General features: G+C 39.3%; 19 protein-coding genes. All 19 read left to right on the forward strand.

Annotated features, from left to right (window positions below; all coding sequences use genetic code 11):
• Nucleotides 1-89: 89 nt before the first annotated feature.
• From HUU49_00600 to HUU49_00690, 19 genes are read left to right on the forward strand one after another with little or no spacing between them, the layout of a single operon-like run.
• The gene (locus HUU49_00600; GenBank protein NUM25104.1) at nucleotides 90-1,046 is read left to right on the forward strand and encodes an NAD-dependent epimerase/dehydratase family protein; all 957 of its coding nucleotides are present in this window, start codon (nucleotides 90-92) and stop codon (nucleotides 1,044-1,046) included.
• A gap of 3 nt (nucleotides 1,047-1,049) precedes the next feature.
• Nucleotides 1,050-2,306: a nucleotide sugar dehydrogenase gene (locus tag HUU49_00605; GenBank protein ID NUM25105.1), complete on the forward strand. Its 1,257-nt coding sequence runs from the start codon at nucleotides 1,050-1,052 to the stop codon at nucleotides 2,304-2,306.
• A 1-nt stretch (nucleotide 2,307) separates the two neighbouring features.
• On the forward strand, nucleotides 2,308-3,426 hold the full coding sequence (locus HUU49_00610) for a glycosyltransferase family 4 protein (protein NUM25106.1): 1,119 nt from the start codon (nucleotides 2,308-2,310) through the stop codon (nucleotides 3,424-3,426).
• On the forward strand, nucleotides 3,423-4,541 hold the full coding sequence (locus HUU49_00615) for a glycosyltransferase family 4 protein (GenBank protein NUM25107.1): 1,119 nt from the start codon (nucleotides 3,423-3,425) through the stop codon (nucleotides 4,539-4,541). Before HUU49_00610 ends, HUU49_00615 begins: the two co-directional genes overlap by 4 nt.
• On the forward strand, nucleotides 4,538-5,626 hold the full coding sequence (locus HUU49_00620) for a glycosyltransferase family 4 protein (GenBank protein NUM25108.1): 1,089 nt from the start codon (nucleotides 4,538-4,540) through the stop codon (nucleotides 5,624-5,626). The genes HUU49_00615 and HUU49_00620 overlap by 4 nt, the downstream gene beginning before the upstream one ends.
• Complete coding sequence (locus HUU49_00625; GenBank protein NUM25109.1) at nucleotides 5,623-6,660, forward strand: glycosyltransferase family 4 protein; 1,038 nt, start codon at nucleotides 5,623-5,625, stop codon at nucleotides 6,658-6,660. Before HUU49_00620 ends, HUU49_00625 begins: the two co-directional genes overlap by 4 nt.
• A 3-nt stretch (nucleotides 6,661-6,663) precedes the next feature.
• Nucleotides 6,664-7,566, forward strand: a complete 903-nt coding sequence (locus HUU49_00630; protein NUM25110.1) for a hypothetical protein — start codon at nucleotides 6,664-6,666, stop codon at nucleotides 7,564-7,566.
• Nucleotides 7,563-8,192 carry a class I SAM-dependent methyltransferase gene (locus HUU49_00635; protein ID NUM25111.1) on the forward strand — a complete coding sequence of 210 codons (630 nt, stop codon included), beginning with the start codon at nucleotides 7,563-7,565 and terminating at the stop codon, nucleotides 8,190-8,192. Before HUU49_00630 ends, HUU49_00635 begins: the two co-directional genes overlap by 4 nt.
• A complete protein-coding gene (locus HUU49_00640) occupies nucleotides 8,189-9,334 on the forward strand; it encodes a glycosyltransferase family 4 protein (protein NUM25112.1) in 1,146 nt (381 codons plus the stop codon). Before HUU49_00635 ends, HUU49_00640 begins: the two co-directional genes overlap by 4 nt.
• A complete protein-coding gene (locus HUU49_00645) occupies nucleotides 9,327-10,118 on the forward strand; it encodes an FkbM family methyltransferase (protein ID NUM25113.1) in 792 nt (263 codons plus the stop codon). Before HUU49_00640 ends, HUU49_00645 begins: the two co-directional genes overlap by 8 nt.
• Nucleotides 10,119-10,169: 51 nt before the next feature.
• Nucleotides 10,170-10,418 (forward strand): helix-turn-helix domain-containing protein, encoded by a 249-nt coding sequence (locus HUU49_00650; GenBank protein NUM25114.1) that lies wholly within the window; start codon nucleotides 10,170-10,172, stop codon nucleotides 10,416-10,418.
• Nucleotides 10,418-12,220 (forward strand): ABC transporter ATP-binding protein, encoded by a 1,803-nt coding sequence (locus tag HUU49_00655; protein ID NUM25115.1) that lies wholly within the window; start codon nucleotides 10,418-10,420, stop codon nucleotides 12,218-12,220. The genes HUU49_00650 and HUU49_00655 overlap by 1 nt, the downstream gene beginning before the upstream one ends.
• Before the next feature lie 3 nt (nucleotides 12,221-12,223).
• Nucleotides 12,224-13,207, forward strand: a complete 984-nt coding sequence (gene pseB / locus HUU49_00660; GenBank protein NUM25116.1) for a UDP-N-acetylglucosamine 4,6-dehydratase (inverting) — start codon at nucleotides 12,224-12,226, stop codon at nucleotides 13,205-13,207.
• Nucleotides 13,208-13,214: 7 nt separating this feature from the next.
• On the forward strand, nucleotides 13,215-14,315 hold the full coding sequence (gene pseC, locus HUU49_00665; GenBank protein NUM25117.1) for a UDP-4-amino-4,6-dideoxy-N-acetyl-beta-L-altrosamine transaminase: 1,101 nt from the start codon (nucleotides 13,215-13,217) through the stop codon (nucleotides 14,313-14,315).
• A gap of 2 nt (nucleotides 14,316-14,317) precedes the next feature.
• The gene (locus HUU49_00670; protein ID NUM25118.1) at nucleotides 14,318-14,992 is read left to right on the forward strand and encodes an acylneuraminate cytidylyltransferase family protein; all 675 of its coding nucleotides are present in this window, start codon (nucleotides 14,318-14,320) and stop codon (nucleotides 14,990-14,992) included.
• 7 nt (nucleotides 14,993-14,999) lie between these two features.
• Nucleotides 15,000-15,611, forward strand: coding sequence for a YdcF family protein (locus HUU49_00675; GenBank protein ID NUM25119.1), 612 nt, complete (start codon nucleotides 15,000-15,002; stop codon nucleotides 15,609-15,611).
• Nucleotides 15,612-15,613: 2 nt separating this feature from the next.
• On the forward strand, nucleotides 15,614-16,684 hold the full coding sequence (pseI, locus tag HUU49_00680) for a pseudaminic acid synthase (GenBank protein ID NUM25120.1): 1,071 nt from the start codon (nucleotides 15,614-15,616) through the stop codon (nucleotides 16,682-16,684).
• A 2-nt stretch (nucleotides 16,685-16,686) separates the two neighbouring features.
• Nucleotides 16,687-17,145, forward strand: coding sequence for a GNAT family N-acetyltransferase (locus tag HUU49_00685; GenBank protein NUM25121.1), 459 nt, complete (start codon nucleotides 16,687-16,689; stop codon nucleotides 17,143-17,145).
• Nucleotides 17,135-18,664, forward strand: a complete 1,530-nt coding sequence (locus HUU49_00690; protein NUM25122.1) for a hypothetical protein — start codon at nucleotides 17,135-17,137, stop codon at nucleotides 18,662-18,664. The genes HUU49_00685 and HUU49_00690 overlap by 11 nt, the downstream gene beginning before the upstream one ends.
• The last annotated feature ends 3 nt before the right edge of the window (nucleotides 18,665-18,667 follow it).

Genomic DNA, 18,667 nt, shown 5'->3' on the forward strand with positions numbered 1-18,667 from the left:
TCGCGAGTGACGGGGTTGACCAAAAGATGATTTTATATAATAATATTAAGGTAATTTTCCCTATTAATCAAGTCTTATTTTGCTAAATTATGGTAATTCTAGTGACCGGTGGAGCCGGTTTTATTGGCTCTCAAGTGACCAAGTCATTGCTGGAGCGAGGGGATCAGGTAATCATTGTAGACAATTTCAATAATTATTACGAGCCCTTATTGAAGGAAGATCGTCTTAATCAGCTACTGGCCGGTTTTAAGCCAGTAGTTTACCGTTTAGATATTGCTGATCAGGTAAAATTGTCGGAAGTTTTTAAAAATCATAAGATTGATAAAATTTGTCACTTGGCGGCTCAGGCAGGTGTCCGTTATTCCCTGGAAAATCCTGGAGTGTATATTAAGAGCAATATTATTGGCACCCATAACCTTTTGGAATTAGCGCGTGAATACAAGATTAAAGATTTTGTGTTTGCTTCTTCGTCTTCGGTGTATGGTGATAATGAAAAAATACCTTTCGCCGAAACTGATGTTGTTGACCGGCCAATTTCATTATACGCTGCAACCAAAAAAGCCAATGAGCTTGAAGCATACACTTATCATAAATTATTTGGGCTTAATGTTTTTGGTTTGCGGTTTTTTACTGTTTACGGGCCGTGGGGCCGACCGGACATGGCCTATTTTTTATTTACTAAGTCGATTTTGAGCAGCGAAGAGATAAAAGTTTTTAATCAAGGCAAGATGAAGCGTGATTTCACTTATATTGATGATATTGTCGCCGGTGTTGTTAAGGCGTTAGACCGAGTCGCTGGATATGAAATAATTAATTTAGGCAACAATCAACCGATTACGCTTGAGGAGTTTATTGGCGTGATTGAAAACGAACTTGGTAAGACCGCTAAGAAAAAATATGATGACCGCCAACCAGGTGACGTGATTGAAACGTACGCTGACATTACTAAAGCTAAAAGAGTTTTAGATTGGCAGCCATCAACTAGTATTAAAGCTGGATTAAAAAAATTTATTGGGTGGTATAAGTCTTATTATCAAGTAGATTAATCTATGATAAAAGAAAAAATTTGCGTTGTTGGTTTGGGCTATGTCGGCTTGCCGTTGGCCTGTTTATTGTCGAAACATTTTGAGGTAAGCGGTTTTGATATCAATGAGAAAAAAATTAAAGATTTAGAAAACGGGTTTGACGAAACCGGCGAAGTTGATGATTTAAAAAAGTATCAGATTAATTATTCTTCAGATCCGGCCGTCATCGGCGAAGCCACATTTATTATTGTTGCCGTTCCAACGCCAATCACTGAAACTAATGAACCGGATTTGTCACCCGTTGAAAGTGCGTCAAAAATTGTTGGCCAACATCTCAAACCTGGTGCGGTGGTGGTGTATGAAAGCACGGTGTACCCCGGCTGTACGGAAGAAATTTGCCTTCCAATTTTGGAACAGGAGTCTGGCTTGAAGCTTGGACGTGATTTCGAAATCGGTTATTCGCCTGAACGGATTAATCCAGGAGATAAAGTACACACGGTCGACAAGATTGAAAAAATAATTTCTGCGAGCACACCCGAAGCGCTGGAGCGCTTGAAAAAAGTGTACGGCTTGATTACTAAAGTTTTTGAAGCCTCGTCAATTAAAGTGGCTGAGGCGGCCAAAGTGATTGAGAACGTTCAGCGCAGCCTTAATATTGCTTTAATGAATGAGCTGGCATTAATTTTTGACAAACTGGGTATTAGCACCAAAGATGTTTTAGCCGCCGCCGGCACCAAGTGGAATTTTCATAAATACCAACCCGGCTTGGTTGGCGGCCACTGTATTGGCGTAGATCCCTATTATTTAACACATAAAGCCCAGCAGGTCGGGTATGATCCAAAAATTATTTTGTCGGGGCAAGAAGTTAATGAATCGATGGCCGGACTGGTAGCAGATAAATTTGCTGGTAAGAAAAATGTTTTGATTATGGGCATCACTTTTAAGGAAAACGTCCCTGATTCCCGTAATACTAAAGCCTTAAATGTTATCAAGCGATTAACCGCCCAGGGCATTAAAGTTTTCTGGCATGACCCGGTTTTTACCGCCAAACATAAACCGGAAGTTTTTTCGACGTTGCCATATTTGAAGTCGTTTGATGAAATAACTGAAAAGTTTGATGGAATTTTAATTTTCAGTCCCCACGCTGTTTTTGCCGAACCTAAGTATGCACTGACAAATCTAAGAAATATTTGCAAAGATAACTCGGTCATTTTTGATGTCAAAGGTTTTTACGATAAGACCTCGGCACAAAATTTAGGTTTTACTTATTTAACGTTATAACATGAGAGTTTTGATTTTTTCTTTAGCTTACTTGCCGTTTGTCGGCGGTGCGGAGCTGGCGGTAAAAGAAATAACCGATCGACTGCGCGATATTGAATTTGATATGTTGACGGTTGATTTGGACGGTAAACAACAACCAATTCAACAGATCGGCAATGTTAAAGTTCACCGCGTCGGGAAAGGCAAGCTGGCCAAGTATTTGTTTCCGTTTGCCGGCTTTACCCAAGCGGTGAAAATGCATCAAATCCAGCCGTATGATGCCGTATGGGCGATTATGGCTAACCAATCTGGTTTGATTGCTTTAAGATTTAAGAAAAAATTTCCGAGCGTCAAGTATCTGCTGACTTTGCAGGAAGGGGATTCGCTTAAACGAATCTGGAGCCGGACTTTTTTTATGCGACCCTTTTATAAAAAAATTTATCGGACCGCTGATCATATTCAATCAATTAGTACTTTTTTGGAAGAGCGCGCCTTAAAGTATGGATATGCCGGCGCTAAAAGTGTTGTCCCAAATGGTGTTGATCTGGAGAAGTTTAAGAAAGAATTTTCGGCTGAAGAGCTCGCAGCACTGCGCCAGCAACTTAATTTGTCTAAAGATGACAAGGTGATTATTACTACCTCTCGATTGGTCCACAAAAATGGCGTTGATACGTTGATTCAAGCGGTTAAAGATCTGCCGGTGAAATTGTTGATTCTAGGTAGTGGTGAATTAGAAATTCAGTTAAAAAGTTTGGCGCAAGAAATCGGCGTGCGAGATAAAATTTTATTTTTAGGCCATATTGATCAGCAGGATTTACCAAAGTATTTAAAGCTTTCCAATGTATATGTTCGCGCTTCCAGGTCTGAAGGCCTGGGCTCGGCGTTTTTGGAAGCGATGGCGGCGGGATTGCCGGTGATTGGTACGAATGTCGGCGGGATACCGGATTTTTTGAAAGACGGTGAAAACGGATTTTTTTGCGAAGTGAACAATCCGCGCGATCTGGCAAACAAGATTCAGCTATTGTTGGGCGATGAGAATTTGAGTAGTTATGTGGCCGAGAATGGTCGGGCGATGGTATTTGAGAAGTACGACTGGCGGCAAATTGCGGATGAGATGAAAAACATTTTTAACCACTTATGAAACATATTTTAATCGCCGCTGAAATTTTTCCGCCGGATATCGGCGGTCCGGCGACATATACTGTCAAAATCGCTGAAGCTTTGCAGCAAAAAGGTTTTGACGTGGATGTTGTTTGCTATAGTGATAATTCGCAAACAGACGATTTTTCTTTTGCCGTTCACCGTATTTTACGAAGCCGGTTTAAGCTGCTTCATTATTTTAATTATTATCGAGCATTGAAAAAATTGGCAAAAAATACAGATGTGATTTATGCCATGGGTCCGGTTAGTTCCGGCCGGCCGGCGTTGAAAGTTGCCAAAGAACTCAAGAAAAAGTTAGTGGTTAAGGTGGTGGGCGATTACGCCTGGGAGCGGGCCCGTAATTTGAATGAAACGCAGCTGTCTATTGATGAATTCCAAACTAAATTTTTTAATGGGAAGATCGGGATGTTGCAAAAGACCGAAAGACAGGTTTGCCGGCAAGCTGATGCCGTTATTACGCCGAGTGAGTATCTTAAAAAGATTGTAGAGGGTTGGGGGGTGGAAGGATCAAAGATTAAGGTGGTTTATAATTCTTTTGATGCTACTATTTTAAACCAGACAAAAAAGATAGATGGCAAGAAAATAGTTTCCGCTGCGCGATTGGTTCCTTGGAAAGGCTTTGAAGCCTTGATTGATTTAATGGGAGAATTACCGAAAGATTTTAAACTAGAAATTTTTGGCGATGGGCCAGATCAAAAAAAATTAAAGCAAAAAATTATAAATTCTAAGTTAGAAGATAGGGTTTTGTTGGCGGGACAAGTTTCGCGCGACCAATTGTTTCAAGCGCTGGCTGGAAAAATTTTTGTGTTAAACACTGGTTACGAAGGTTTGTCGCATACTATTTTAGAAGCATTTGCTGTTGGTATCCCAGTTATTGCAACGGCTGTCGGTGGAAATCCGGAGTTGATCTCGGATAATGTGAATGGCTTATTGGTTGAATATAACAATAAAGATCAGATTAAAGAAGCGATTTTAAAATTGAGCGGAGATGAAATTTTGCAAAATAAATTTGTTGAAAATGCTAAAAAGGTTTTAGAAAAATTTTCGGCGCAAAAAATGATTAATGATACTGTCACGGTCTTAAATTCACTATGAAAGTTTTAATGATTTCCATTGATCGCGGACTGCTTGGCACCAATCAGCTTGGTGATGTGATTGAACGTCATGCCAAGTATGGCCATAGTGTTGAGAAATTAGATATTTTGATTTTTACCCTGAAAGGTAATAAGCCATACCAAATTTCTAAAAATGTCACAGCCTACCCAACCAATTCAAATGCTAAATTGCTGTATGGGCTTGATGCCAAGAAAGTAGCCCAAAGTCTGTTTGAAAAAAATCACTATGACTTAATAGTAACTCAAGATCCGTTTATCACCGGCCTGGTTGGCGTTTTGCTTAAAACAAAATATAAATCTAAATTGCTGGTTCATTTTCATGGTGATTTTTGGGAAAACCGTCATTGGCTGAAAGAGAGCAAATTAAATCCGTTATTTTTAATGATTTCTAAGTTCGTCGTCAGCCGCGCGGATGGTGTTCGGGTGATGAGCGAGGGTCAAAAAGAAAAGTTGTTGAAAGCCGGGGTGGATGAGAAAAAAATTAGGGTAATTTCAACACCAGTTGATTTGGCAAAATATCAGACTAATTCTCAAAAACAACACGATCATCCAACGGTGCTGCATGTTAGCCGTTATGACGAAGTCAAAGATTTCAAAACTTTGGCCAGCGCTTGGGAGTTGGTCGCAACTCATTTGCCCGATGTTAGTTTTATTCAGGTGGGTGCTGGAGGTAGGTTGCGAGAAATTTTTACTGATGTTTTGGTGAAATTAATCCCGAGGACCAATCATCATGAATTAGTTAATTTTTATTATCGTTCAGACGTTGTAGTGTTATCTTCAACTTCCGAAAGTTTTGGCAAAGTGTTAGTTGAAGCAAATGCGTGTGGCAAGCCGGTTGTGTCAACTGCCACTACTGGTGCTAAAGAAATCATTCAGGATGGCTACAATGGATTTTTAGTGCCAATCGGCAACGCTAAGGCCTTGGCCGAAAAAATTGTTGAACTGTTAAAGAATCCCGAATTGGCAAAAACTATGGGTGAAAATGGTAAAAAATTAGTCACTGAAAAATTTGGCGATAACACGGATAAAATTATTAATTTTTGGAAAGAGATTATTAGAGTATGAAGCTACTAATGATTACTAGAAAGGTTGACCGGACTGAACATTTAGCGGGATTTATTTATAATTGGGTTAAAAAGCTTGGTAGTCAGCTTGAGGAATTGCGTGTGATTAGTTGGCAGGAAGGCGACAGTTCCGGCTTGCCTAATAATATTAGAGTCTTTCATTTACCGACTCGACAAAATAAAATTATTAAAATAATCCAGTTTAAAAAATTAGTATGGGAAAATTTAAAGGACGTTGACGGCGTCTTTTGCCACCAGATGCCGATTTATACCATTATTGCCGGGCCATTGGCCAAGTTACGCGGTAAAAAAGTGGTGAGCTGGTATATGCATCGCCAAATTGACTGGCGGGTTTGGCTGATGGAAAAAATTAGTGATGTTATTTTGTCGGCTTCAAAACAGAGTTTTCGGCTAGCTTCAAGAAAATTAGTTACCACCGGCCATGGCATTGATGTTGAAATATTTAGTCCGGCTAAACATCGGCGCGGCAACTTTTTTAATATTATTAGCGTAGGCAGAATTTCACCGACGAAAGATTACGAATCAATGATCAAGGCAATTGACATTTTGGTTGACCAGGGGATTACGGATTTAAAACTGACTATTATCGGGGACGCCGGACTTGCGGCCCATCAAAGCTATTTTGAAGATTTGAAATTAATGGTTGAGCGGATGAATCTCGGCGGCAAAGTGGAATTTTTGGGCCCCCGGCCGAATACCGAGGTGCCGAGATTTTTGCAACAGTCAGATTTGTTTATCAATATGAGTGGTACCGGCAGCCTGGATAAGGCGGTGCTTGAAGCAATGGCCTGTGGTTGTTTGGTGTTGACGAGCAATGAAGCGTTTAAGGATATTCTGGACCCCCGGCTAATTGCCAAACAAAACGACCCTAAAAATCTGGCAGAAAAAATTAAAACGCTAAAGATGTTGTCGGATTCAGAATTAATAGTTATTTCCAATGGTTTAATTGCGGAAGTTAGTACTAATCATAATCTAGATAATTTGGTAAAAAAAATTGTTGATCAATTTCGGTAATATATGAATTGGCAGGCGTTAAAACTTGAATTCTTCCATATTCGTAAAGCTTTTTTTAGTTATCATCAGGGCTGGGACTATGTCCGGGCTAAGTGGTTTTTAGCGCCAAAAATTTTGGATCTGCCAAAGATTTTAGAACGGCCGATTAACAGCAAGGATTTATCAGTTCATTTATTAACTTGCCATCGTGATTTATTGATGAGTATCTGGTCGCTCGCTAGCTGGTATCAATCAGCGACAATTTTTGGTCAATTAATAATTCATAATGATGGCACGTTGACAAAAGACGATAAGCAGCTGCTGCTTAGTTTTTTCCCATCAGCTAAAATTGTTGAGACGTCAAATTTTTTAAAAGAGCATGATGATATTGTTACTCGGTATCCGGCGCTTTATGAATTCCGTTCGCAATATAAAAATTTTTCTTTTAAAAAATTAGTTGATCCGTATTTTACCTCTTCAACACCGATGAACTTGATTATTGATTCGGATTTGTTCTGGTTTAAGGCTCCAAAGGAAATTGAAGATCAGATTCTTGCCGGCGGGGCTGTGTCGTTGATGCAGGCTAATAATTCACCGACTGATGTTACATTTAAAAATGATTTTGCCGTTGATAGGCGTTTAACGATGGCGAATGCCGGCATTATTTTTTACGCTAAGTCTAACTTTAACTTTGAAAAATTGAATATGTTTCTTGGTAGTCTGGACACGACTGATCCCAAAAGTCTTCACTTTGCTGACCAGCTTGGATATGCCATTTGTCTGGACAATCTGGAATTGCTTTCGCCCGAGGTATATCCGATTAAGGGGAAGGTAACATCCCGGGTGTCAATCAAACACTATACCGGTCCGCGCCGAGTGTTGTTTTATCTAGAAGCTATTACTACTATCGCTAAAAATATTTTATGATTGAAGACAAAAATAAAGATTTTTCTACTCAAGACTATTTCGCCAAGGTATATGTCAATAAAGACCGTTGGGTTAGTTACTATTGGCAGACTAAATTAGTGAGTGATTTGATTACCTCTGGCAGTGTTTTGGAAATCGGCGTTGGCAATGCATTGGTGGCTGATTATTTAAAACATCGGTATCAAGTTTCAACCTTAGACATTAATGATAAATTAAATCCGGATTATATTGGTTCGGTTGAAGACCTTTCTTTTTTAGCAGAAAAGAAATTTGATGTTGTTGTTTGTGCCGAAGTTTTGGAACATTTGCCGTTTGAAAAATTTAAGCAGAGCCTGCAGCAAATGCATTCAGTATCAAGACGCCATGTCGTTATTTCACTGCCGTACTGGGGGTACACATTCTATGTGAGAATAAAATTGCCAAAATTAGGAAAACACACGTTTCAATTTAAACTTAATGGTTTTAAACGTCATCGGTTTAATGGACAGCATTATTGGGAAATCGGTAAAAGGGGGTATTCAGTTAAAAAAATTAAAGATGAAATAGTTAATTCCGGATTTAAAATTAAAACGTCATTTTGGGATGTTGATGACCCATACCATTATTATTTTGTCTTAGAAAAATGAAAAAAATAATCTATATTGCCAATGTTCGAATTCCGACCGAGAAAGCGCATGGTTTGCAGATTATGAAAATGTGCGAGGCGTTTGCGGCATCGGGTAGGGAAGTGGAGCTGATAACCCCGGCCAGGTTAAACGCCGGATTTAAAAACGTTGATCCGTTTTCATTTTTTAAGGTTCGTAACATTTTTCGCATTCATCGTATTATAACAATTGATCCGCGATTTTTATTGAAATTCCCCGCTGGGTTTTATATTAAATTTCAATCGTTGTTTTTTATTTTTGGGTTAGTAGCTTATCTGTTAATGAAATTAGACCGCCATAGTAGTATTATTTACACTCGCGATCATTATTTATTGCCGGTCTTGAAATATTTTTCTGATCAGTTAGTTTTTGAAATTCACGATATGCCAAGCAAGCCAAAAAAATATATTTCAGTTTTTGAACAATGTTTTAAAATAGTCGCCATTACTCAGGGATTAAAAGAGGAGTTGGTTAATCTTGGTATCTCGGAACAAAAAATAATTGTCGCGCCTGACGCTGTGGACCTTAAGGATTTTGAAATAGCTGACGATAAAAATGAGGTTCGTCAAAAATTAGGCTTGCCGCTGAATCAAAAGTTGGCTGTTTATACCGGTCATTTGTATGATTGGAAGGGCGCTGACACCTTGGCTCATGCGGTAAAATATTTTAATGAAGATGCGTCGGCAGTTTTTGTAGGAGGTACAGACAGTGATATTAAACATTTCAAGAATCAATTCAGCAACAATGATAAAATCATTATTGTTGGCAGAGTTGACCATAAATTAATACCGTCTTATTTAAAAGCGGCTGATGTTTTGGTGTTGCCGAATTCTGCCAAAAGTAAAATATCAAAGTTATATACATCGCCGATGAAACTTTTTGAATATATGGCTTCTGGCGCGCCGATCGTTGCTTCAAGCCTGCCTTCAATCAGGGAGGTGGTTGGTGAACAAGAAGTACAATTTTTTGAGCCAGATAGCGCTGTTAGTTTGGCTGAAGCGATAAAAAAGGTTTTGGCCGACATATCGCTGGGCGAACGACTGGCCCAACAAGCTCGGCGGGTTGTATCGCAGTTTACCTGGGATCAACGAGCGAAAAAAATAATTTCTACTTTCAATGAATAAGATTAAACTAAAATTTAAAAAATCTCTTTTATTAAGTTTTTTTGGCGGTAATTTTTTTGATAAAAGTAAACTGTTTATTTTGCCGTTTTGGATAAGTTTAGAAAAGAAATTTAAATTTGTTCCTAATTTCAGCTTGTGGGTAACCGTCAGTTTAACGGCTCGCTCAGCTAAAATTAAAATAACAGATGCTTACGATTATGACACATTATACGATGTCTTTGTTAATCGTGAATATTCTTTGCCAAATGATTTTTCCCCAAAAACGATTTTTGATCTTGGCGGCCATGTGGGGTATACGGCAGTATATTTTCATTTGATGTATCCGGATGCAACGATATATGTTTTTGAGCCAAGCCATGATAACTTTGTCAAATTAAAAGATAATACATCAGCGATTGCGGCAATCAAAATTTTTAATGTTGCAGTGGCCGCCACATCCGGTCAATTACCGTTTTACCATAACCCCAAAAAATCAACTTCGTCATCGCTAGTCATTCGGGGTAATGATGGACCGTCGGAAACGGTTGAGGCAAAAACTATTGATCAGCTAATGGATGAATTAAATATTTCTAAAATTGATCTTCTGAAATTTGATATTGAGGGCAGTGAGTACGATGTTTTTAAGGGTTCTAATCGTTTGTCTGACATTGCAGTTTTGATTGGGGAGCTCCACCCCAATCTGATTGGGGTGTCGGTTGATGATTTCTATCATTTATTTAACGGTTTTGAAGTGACAATCGATCAAAAAACCCGTGAAAAGTCTAAATTTTTAGCCAAAAAGTAGTATTTTGATACTTATTGACACTTTATGACACTTATTGATATAATAAGTGATATGTCAGAAGAAATTAAACCAAACGCTGTTTACACCACCGAAGAGGCAGAAAAACTGCTTAAAGTGAGTAACAGCACTATTAAACGGATGCTTAAACGTGGTCTGATTAAAGCCAATAAGGTTGGTCGACAGTACCGGATTTTGGGCAAGGAGATTCTGCGGTTGGTATCGCCGGAAATTGAACAGCAGGCAATTAAGTCTTATTTGAGTATTAAAGGTAAGGTCGTTAATAAAATAAACAAATGGTAATGGCTACGCTGGCTTTAAAAGACAATCGGGTTTTGAAATTAATCAAGTTGTCAAAAAAGGCTTATGCCGATTTTAAATGGCAAATTGTACTTTTGACATTTTTTGGTTTCGTCGGCGGCGTGCTTGAAGGTATCGGTATTAATGCATTAGTACCGCTTTTTTCTTTCTCGCTTGGTTTAGGCGAAGGGCAAGATGACATTATTTCAAAAACGATCAAAAATATTTTTGAATTTTTTGGAATTAATTTTTCGGTTAAGTACCTATTGGTTTTGATTATTATTTTATTTATTCTTAAAGCCTTAGTAACCGTATTTTTAGAATATTTACGTTTATATATAACTTCCGATTATGAAGTTAGAACTCGTAGCCGGTTATTTGAAAAAATCATCAAAGCCAATTGGCCGTATCATATTAAACAGCGAGCAGGAAATTTAGAAACCATTTTATTGATTGATGTGCCGGCTTCCGGCGGCCTGCTAAGTCAAATTAGTAGCACGATAATTATTTGCACTAGTTTGATTGTGTACGTTTTTGTGGCAGTCAACATTTCTTTAGTGATTACCCTGATTACGCTTGTGGTTGGTGCAATAATGTTTTTGGTGCTAAAACCATTAATCTATAAAACAAAAATTTTTGCCGGGCAGCGGGTTAATCTTAATAAAGATATTGCGCATCATATCGGCGAAAATATTCAGGGTATCAAAACGGTTAAATCAATGGTTGCTTCTACGGCAGTATGGTCAAAAGGTGTTTTGTTGTTTGAAGAGCTAAAAAGATTAACCATCAAATTAGGGATCTTAAAGAGTTTTAATGCTTCATTGATTCAGCCGGTTGGCGTAATTTTTGTTTCCTTGCTGTTTGCTTTTACTTATCAATCAGAAACTTTCAATCTGGCAATGCTGATCGCTATCGTTTACCTGATTCAACAAATTTTTGTTTATGTCCAGCAATTGCAGCGGACTTTGCAATCAATGAACGAATTTCTGCCTCATTTAAATACGGTTATTCAGTATCAGGATTTAGCGGATAAGAATATCGAAGCCGATCAGGGGTCAAAAAACTTTTCATTTGAATCGGAACTGGTTTTTTCTCAGGTTGGTTTTTCTTATAATAAAGAAAAACAAATTTTGAAGAATGTAAATTTGAATATCAAGAAAGGTGAAATGCTGGGACTTATTGGACCTTCGGGGGTCGGCAAAACGACTTTGGTTGATTTGGTTTTAAGGCTTTTACCGCTTCAACAGGGAGCTATTACCATTGATGGTGGTAGCATCAATGACATTAAGCTTGACGAATGGCGAAAAAACATCGGCTATGTATCGCAGGACATTTTTTTAGTTAATGCCACGATTGCTGATAATATCAGATTTTATGACAACCAGGTAACCCAAGATCAGATTATTTCTGCTGCTAAAATGGCTAATATATATGATTTTATTGATGGTTTACCAGAGAAATTCAATACGATGGTCGGGGATCGCGGCTTAATGCTTTCAGCCGGCCAGCGCCAGCGCCTGGTTATTGCCAGGATTTTGGCCAGAAATCCTCAAATCTTAATCCTTGATGAGGCGACTAGCGCTTTGGACAACGAATCAGAGGCGCAAATTCAATCAGTGATTAGAAATTTGAAAGGTAAAATAACGGTTTTAGCGATTGCTCATCGACTTTCAACTATTATGGATTCGGATCGCCTTGTGGTCTTGGACGCCGGTAATATTGTTGAAGAGGGCGTGCCGGGGGATTTGTTGAAACAAAAAGATTCTTATTTATTTAAAGTGTATAATATTAGAAATAATAATTAGCGTATGTTTGACGGAAAAACAATTCTAATCACCGGCGGAACCGGATCATTTGGCCGAACATTTACCAAATATCTTTTGGATAATTTTAATCCCAAAAAGATTATTATTTTTAGTCGTGATGAATTTAAGCAGCACCAGATGAATATGGATTTTAATGATCAGCGGATTCGATTTTTCATCGGTGACGTTCGTGATTTATCGCGACTGCAGCGAGCGCTTAAAGGCGTTGATATTGTTATTCATGCGTCGGCCTTAAAACAAGTGCCGGCGATGGAGTATAATCCGTTTGAGGCCATCAAAACTAATGTGCTTGGGTCTCAAAATGTGATTGAAGCAGCTATTGATCAGCAGGTGCCTAAGGTGCTTTTAATTTCAACCGACAAAGCTGCTCACCCGATTAATTTGTATGGGGCAACAAAATTATCAGCAGAAAAAATCTTTATTGCCAGTAATTCATATGCGCCAAAGAAAACCGTTTTTGCCGCCGTTCGATATGGCAATGTCATCGGGAGCCGCGGCAGCGTGATTGATCTGATCAAGCGGGGAGAATTCAGCAGCGAGGCAGTAAAGATTACTGACCCAGAAATGACAAGATTTTGGATCACTTTGCGTCAGGCCTGCGAACTGGTGGTTTTTGCTTTAGAAAACATGGAAGGCGGCGAAATTTTTGTCCCCAAAATTCCAAGCATGAAAATCGCCGATATGTTTAAAGCGGTGTTGCCGAAGGCCAAACAGGAAGTAATTGGTATTCGTCCGGGTGAAAAACTCCATGAGGCTTTATTAACTCAGGATGAGGCCAGGCATTCAGTTGAACTGGAAAAATATTTTGTTATTTTGCCAGAATTTCATTTTTTCTCTAAGGATGAAGATTTGTACGCTAAATATTATGACTCAGGCAAAAAACTTGAACCAAATTTTCAGTACACTAGTGACAAGAATCATGATTGGCTGACTGATGAACAGATGAAAGATCTGGTTAAAAATTAGAGTTATTATGATCCCATACGGCAGACAAACAATTGATGAAAAAGACATTGCGGCAGTTGTTAAGGTTTTAAAATCAGATTGGCTGACTCAGGGTCCGAAAGTTTTAGAGTTTGAAACAGCGTTGGCAAAATATTGCGGTGCCAAATATGCCGTGGTTGCCAGCAATGGTACGGCGGCGTTGTTGCTGGCTTATCTGGCCGGCGGCATTAAAAAAGGTGATGAGGTAATTACGACGCCAAATACGTTTGTTGCGACGAGTAATATGCTTTTGGTTTTAGGTGCCAGACCGGTTTTTTGTGATATTCGTCTTGACACCTATAATATCGACGAATCAAAAATTGAAAAATTGATCACTAAAAAAACCAAAGCCATTGTTCCTGTTCATTTTGGCGGCCAACCGGTGGCATTAGACGTTATTAGAAAAATTGCCCGGCGACACAAACTGCTCGTGATTGAAGACGCCTGCCATAGTTTAGGGGCAAAATATAAGAATAAAAAAATCGGCAGCATTTCTGATATGACCGTTTTTAGTTTTCATCCAGTTAAAAGTATTGCTACTGGCGAAGGTGGGGCGGTTTTGACCAACGATAAAAATGTATACCATCAGCTAAAGCTATTGCGTAGCCACGGTATCACCAAGGATGCTAAAGGTTTTAATGTTATGACTGAGTTGGGCCATAACTTTCGTTTGACGGACATTCAGGCAGCTTTGGGAATTAGCCAATTGAAGAAGATAAATCAATTTGTCGCTAAGCGACGACTGTTAGTTAAAAAATATCAGCAACGGTTAAAAGGCATCGATCAGATAATTTTACCCCAAGAAATTAAAGGTAATTTTAGCAGTTGGCATTTGTATGTTATCAGAACTAAAAAGGCTTCTGACCGTTTGCCGCTGTATAATTATTTGTTGAGTAAGGGGGTTGGTGTTAATTTTCATTACCCGGCCGTCTATAGTCAGCCCTATTATCGTCGCCACAGATATCAAAAAACTAAACTGGAAAACGATGAGTTGTACACTAAGACAGCTATTACCTTGCCGCTTTTTCCAACTTTACGCGACCGGGATCATCAGTATGTGTGCAATCAGATTAAAAATTTTTTTAATTAGTTATGAACCAAAAAGGCGAAAAAATTTTAGCAGTCATTATCGCCCGGGGAGGTTCAAAGTCAATTCCGGGGAAAAACTTGCTTGATTTTAAAGGTAAGCCCCTGGTGGCTTGGCCGATTGAATTGGCTAAATCAGTTTCACAGATTGATCGGGTGATTATTTCAACTGATAGTGCCGACATTGCTGAAACAGCCAAGAAGTATGGCGCCGAGGTACCATTTATGCGTCCGGCTGAGCTTGCGACGGACGACGCGCCAACCCTGCCAGTTTTGCAGCATGCCGTAAAATTTTTAGAAGAAAACCAAAATTTTAAAGCTGATATTATTTTGTTGTTTTATCCCACTTCACCAATGTTAAGCCGCTCTCGGGTTGAAGAAGCCTTGTTGATGCTGGAAAGTTCTGATTGTAACAGTGTAGTGAGCGTCGTAGAAGACCATGGGCGGTTCTGGGAAAAAACGGAAGGTGCTTTTAAAGTTTTTTATCCCAAAGATCGTCTTAACCGTCAGTATTTTCAGCCACTATATAGAGAAAATGGCGCAATTTATTTTTCGCGCTATGTGGTATTAATGAATCAGAATAAAATCATTGACGAATCAGCTGTTAAATTATTGGTGATGGCGCCGGATGAATCAGTTGATATTGATAATTGGGCTGATTTAGCAAAGGCAAAGAGGTGAAAAGATTATGGATTTTGACGGGTTAATTACTTTTTCAGGAGGATTAAAGCAGAGCAAAGACGGTTCCTGGCGAACTACTAATTTTAATGAAGCGGGCGATAAATCGGGGGTGCTTGGCGATCGATTACGAATTTTAGCGGCAGCGCATTTAGCAAAAATATACCCGCAGGCGACAGTATTCGTTTTGGGGGGCAGAGGTTATCAGACTATTAATCCGCAAGCACCAAAGATTTCTGATGTCATGGAGCGCGAACTTGTTGAATTAGGTGTCGCTAAGAATCGGATAATTAAAGATGGCGAATCAGGCAGTTCATATGAGCAATTACGGTATGTGAATAGTCTAGTAAAAAACCAGCGTTTGAAAAAAATTGGACTTATTTCTAATCGGTATCATTTGCCAAGGTTGAAAACGATGATTGAGCATCTGGCTGATTTGTCAGATTTGCAAAACGCTGCACTTGAATTTTTGTCGGCTGAAGATGTGTTGATAGAAAAAAATCCTGATCGCTGGAAAAAAGAAATTGACGAAGCGTATCAAACCCCGGCAGTCAAGAAGCGAATTCAGCTTGAAGAGCAGGGGATTACCGATTTAAAAAGCGGTCAATACCGCCTTAAATAATTATGAAAATTCCAGATTTAAAAATTATTAGTCCGTTAGGCGAGCGCTTGATTGGCCTCACTCAGCCGGTTTTTATTGTGGCTGAAATGTCGGGTAATCATAATCAATCAATTAACCAAGCTAAAAGAATTATTGATGCGGCGGCTCAGGCCGGCGTTGACGCGGTAAAATTGCAGACTTATACTCCAGACACTATCACTATTGATTCTGACAAAGAATATTTTCAAGTTAAAGTCAACGATACCTGGAAGGGTCAGACACTTTATCAGTTGTATCAAAAAACGTATACCCCCTGGGAATGGCATGAAGAATTGCGAGATTACGCGGTGAAACAGGGGTTGATATTTTTCTCAACACCCTTTGATGACACGGCAGTTGATTTTTTGGAAGGCTTGAATGTTCCCTTGTATAAAATTGCTTCTTTTGAGTTAGTTGACGTACCACTGCTAAAAAAGATTGCTTCAACTAAAAAGCCGGTGATTATTTCGCGGGGAATGTCTAATGAAGCGGAGATTAATTTGGCGATTAAAACGCTTAAGGATTTTGGGTGTCCGAGCATTTCGTTGCTACACTGTGTCAGCGCCTATCCGGCTAAAACCGAAGAAATGAATTTGGCAACGATTGCCGATTTAACCCAGAGGTTTGGCGTCGTTCCCGGTCTATCGGACCATAGCTTGAGTCCGCATGTTCCGGCTGTAGCTTTAGGTCTTGGCGCCAAAGTAATTGAAAAACATCTGACGCTTAACCGTGCTGACGGCGGGCCTGACGCCGCTTTTTCGCTTGAGCCGCAGGAATTTAAAAATCTAGTTGGTACCCTAAGAGATTTAGAAAGGGGCCTGGGCCAGGCGCGCTATGACGTTTTGCCGCAGGAGCAAGAAAATATCATTTTTAGAAAATCCTTATTTGTTGTTGCGGATGTTAGGAAGGGGGAAACGTTAAATAAGCAGAATGTGCGCTCAATCAGGCCAGGGCACGGGCTTGAGCCGAAATATTATGATGAAGTTTTGGGCAAAGAAGCGGCCGTTGATATCAAGCGCGGTACGCCGTTAGCCTGGGGTTTAATTAAAAAGTAGCTATGACTGAATCATCACTGAAAGTACGCCCAGCCGTTCAAGCGGATTCACGCCGAGTGTGGGAAATTCGTAATCATCCGCAGGTTCGCGAAGTTTCTGGCAACCCACAGGCTTTTAGTTTTGAATCGCACAATGCGTGGTTTGAAAATAAATATTTCAGCGCTGGCGATAACCGTTGTTACGTATTGGAGGTTGCCGAGGTAGTTTCTGGCTATTGTCGTCTTGATTTTGATCAGCAAAAAAAGTGGTATGTTATTTCAATTGCCCTTGATCCAGAGTTGCAGGGGAGGGGTTTAGGCAATTATCTGTTGCAAGAGGTGATTAAGAATTTTGACCGGCAAGTTAAAATTTTTGCGGAAATAAAAAAAACTAATGCTCCTTCGCTAAAACTTTTTGAAAAGAATGGCTTTAAGATTTTTGATGAAGACGAAAATAATTTTTATCTGAACTATGGAGAATAATAATGAATTTAATTTATCGGGCCGACGGGTTTTGATTTTTATCCAGCGTGGATGGGGGTTACGGGTCGGTCATTTTTTGGCTAAGAAATTGCAGGCTCAAGGTTGTACTTTGGCGGCGTTAACCTACAAGAAAAGCACTCATCAGTCCGCGCTTAATCAGACTGAAGTTAAATATGAGATGATTATTAATAACGATGAAGTAATGGAAGACCCCGGAAAATATTTAGCGACTGATGATTATACTTTAGAACAAATTTGCAGCGATTTAGGGATTGATTCTGTCTGGCCGATTATTGGCACTCTGCGTTGGCACGTTAAAAGTTATCGCGACGCTTATTATTACGGCTATAAGCAGAATGTTAGCGATGAAGAAATTATCCTTTATGTTAAGGCGGTATATAAATATGTTAATAAAATTTTGGATGAGTTTAAACCGGAAGTTATTATTGCTCCAAACTTTTTGGAGTTATCGCACATCTTTGTAAATATTTTAGCCGCTAAACGAGGAATCACGATGATGGCGGCAACGGATTGTAAGATTCAGGGCAAAAGTATTTTTTCGTATAGTTATCTAAATGATCGCGGCCCATTTTATGATTATGTTGACGGATTAAACGATAAAAAGTTCACCAGTCACAACGTGCCCGCTGCTCAAAAATATATTAAAGAGTTTAGAGAATCGTTTAAAGTGCCAAAATATTCACAGCGCATTAATAAGCGGTATGCTTCGTGGCGGGGCAAAATCAAGCGTGAATTAAAAGTTTTTTATGATATTTTTAATTATTTTAAATATGGCAAAGTTAATGCCCTGAAAAATATTGGTCCTAGTATTGATTACCGCACACCAAGAATTATTCTTCGTGATCATCTGGCCAAGCGGCGTTATCGCCGGGCAGCCGACCATTTCCATTATTATCCCTTTAATAAATTAGACAAGTTTGTCTATTTCCCGTTGCAGTTCCAGCCCGAAGCTACGATCGATGTTATGGCGGCACGGTTTAATAATCAGATTGAAACTGCCCGGCAAGTTGCAATGTCATTGCCTGATGATTATACTCTGGCAGTAAAGGATCATCCCGCGATGCTTGGCATGCGAAGCCGGTCCTATTTGGAGAAGCTAAGCCGAACGCCGAACGTCAAATTAATTGATTATCGCATCCCGACTAAAGACATTTTGCAAAAAACTGCTTTAATTATTAGTCCAAGCAGCACTACAGTGGCTGAGGCGGCGTTTTATAATAAACCGGCAATTCAGTTGGGAGATTTGGGGACAACTTTAAAATTGCCTAACGTATTTTGGCACAATAATTTGGCAACGTTATCAGGTAAAATTAAAGAAATCATCAAGCTTGATTTGCACACTGATGAATACGAACGCCGGCTTGAGAATTATGTTGCTGCGGCGATTGACACAGGTTTTGATTTTGATTATGTAAGTGCCTGGGAAGAGGGTAAGGGAAATCTGGAAGAGTTGTGGCCGGTCTATCGGCGTGAGATTATTAATTGTTTAAAGCCATAAGCA

This window comes from Candidatus Buchananbacteria bacterium (genome assembly GCA_013359225.1).
Classification (GTDB): Bacteria; Patescibacteriota; Patescibacteriia; order Buchananbacterales; family UBA6539; genus JABWCG01.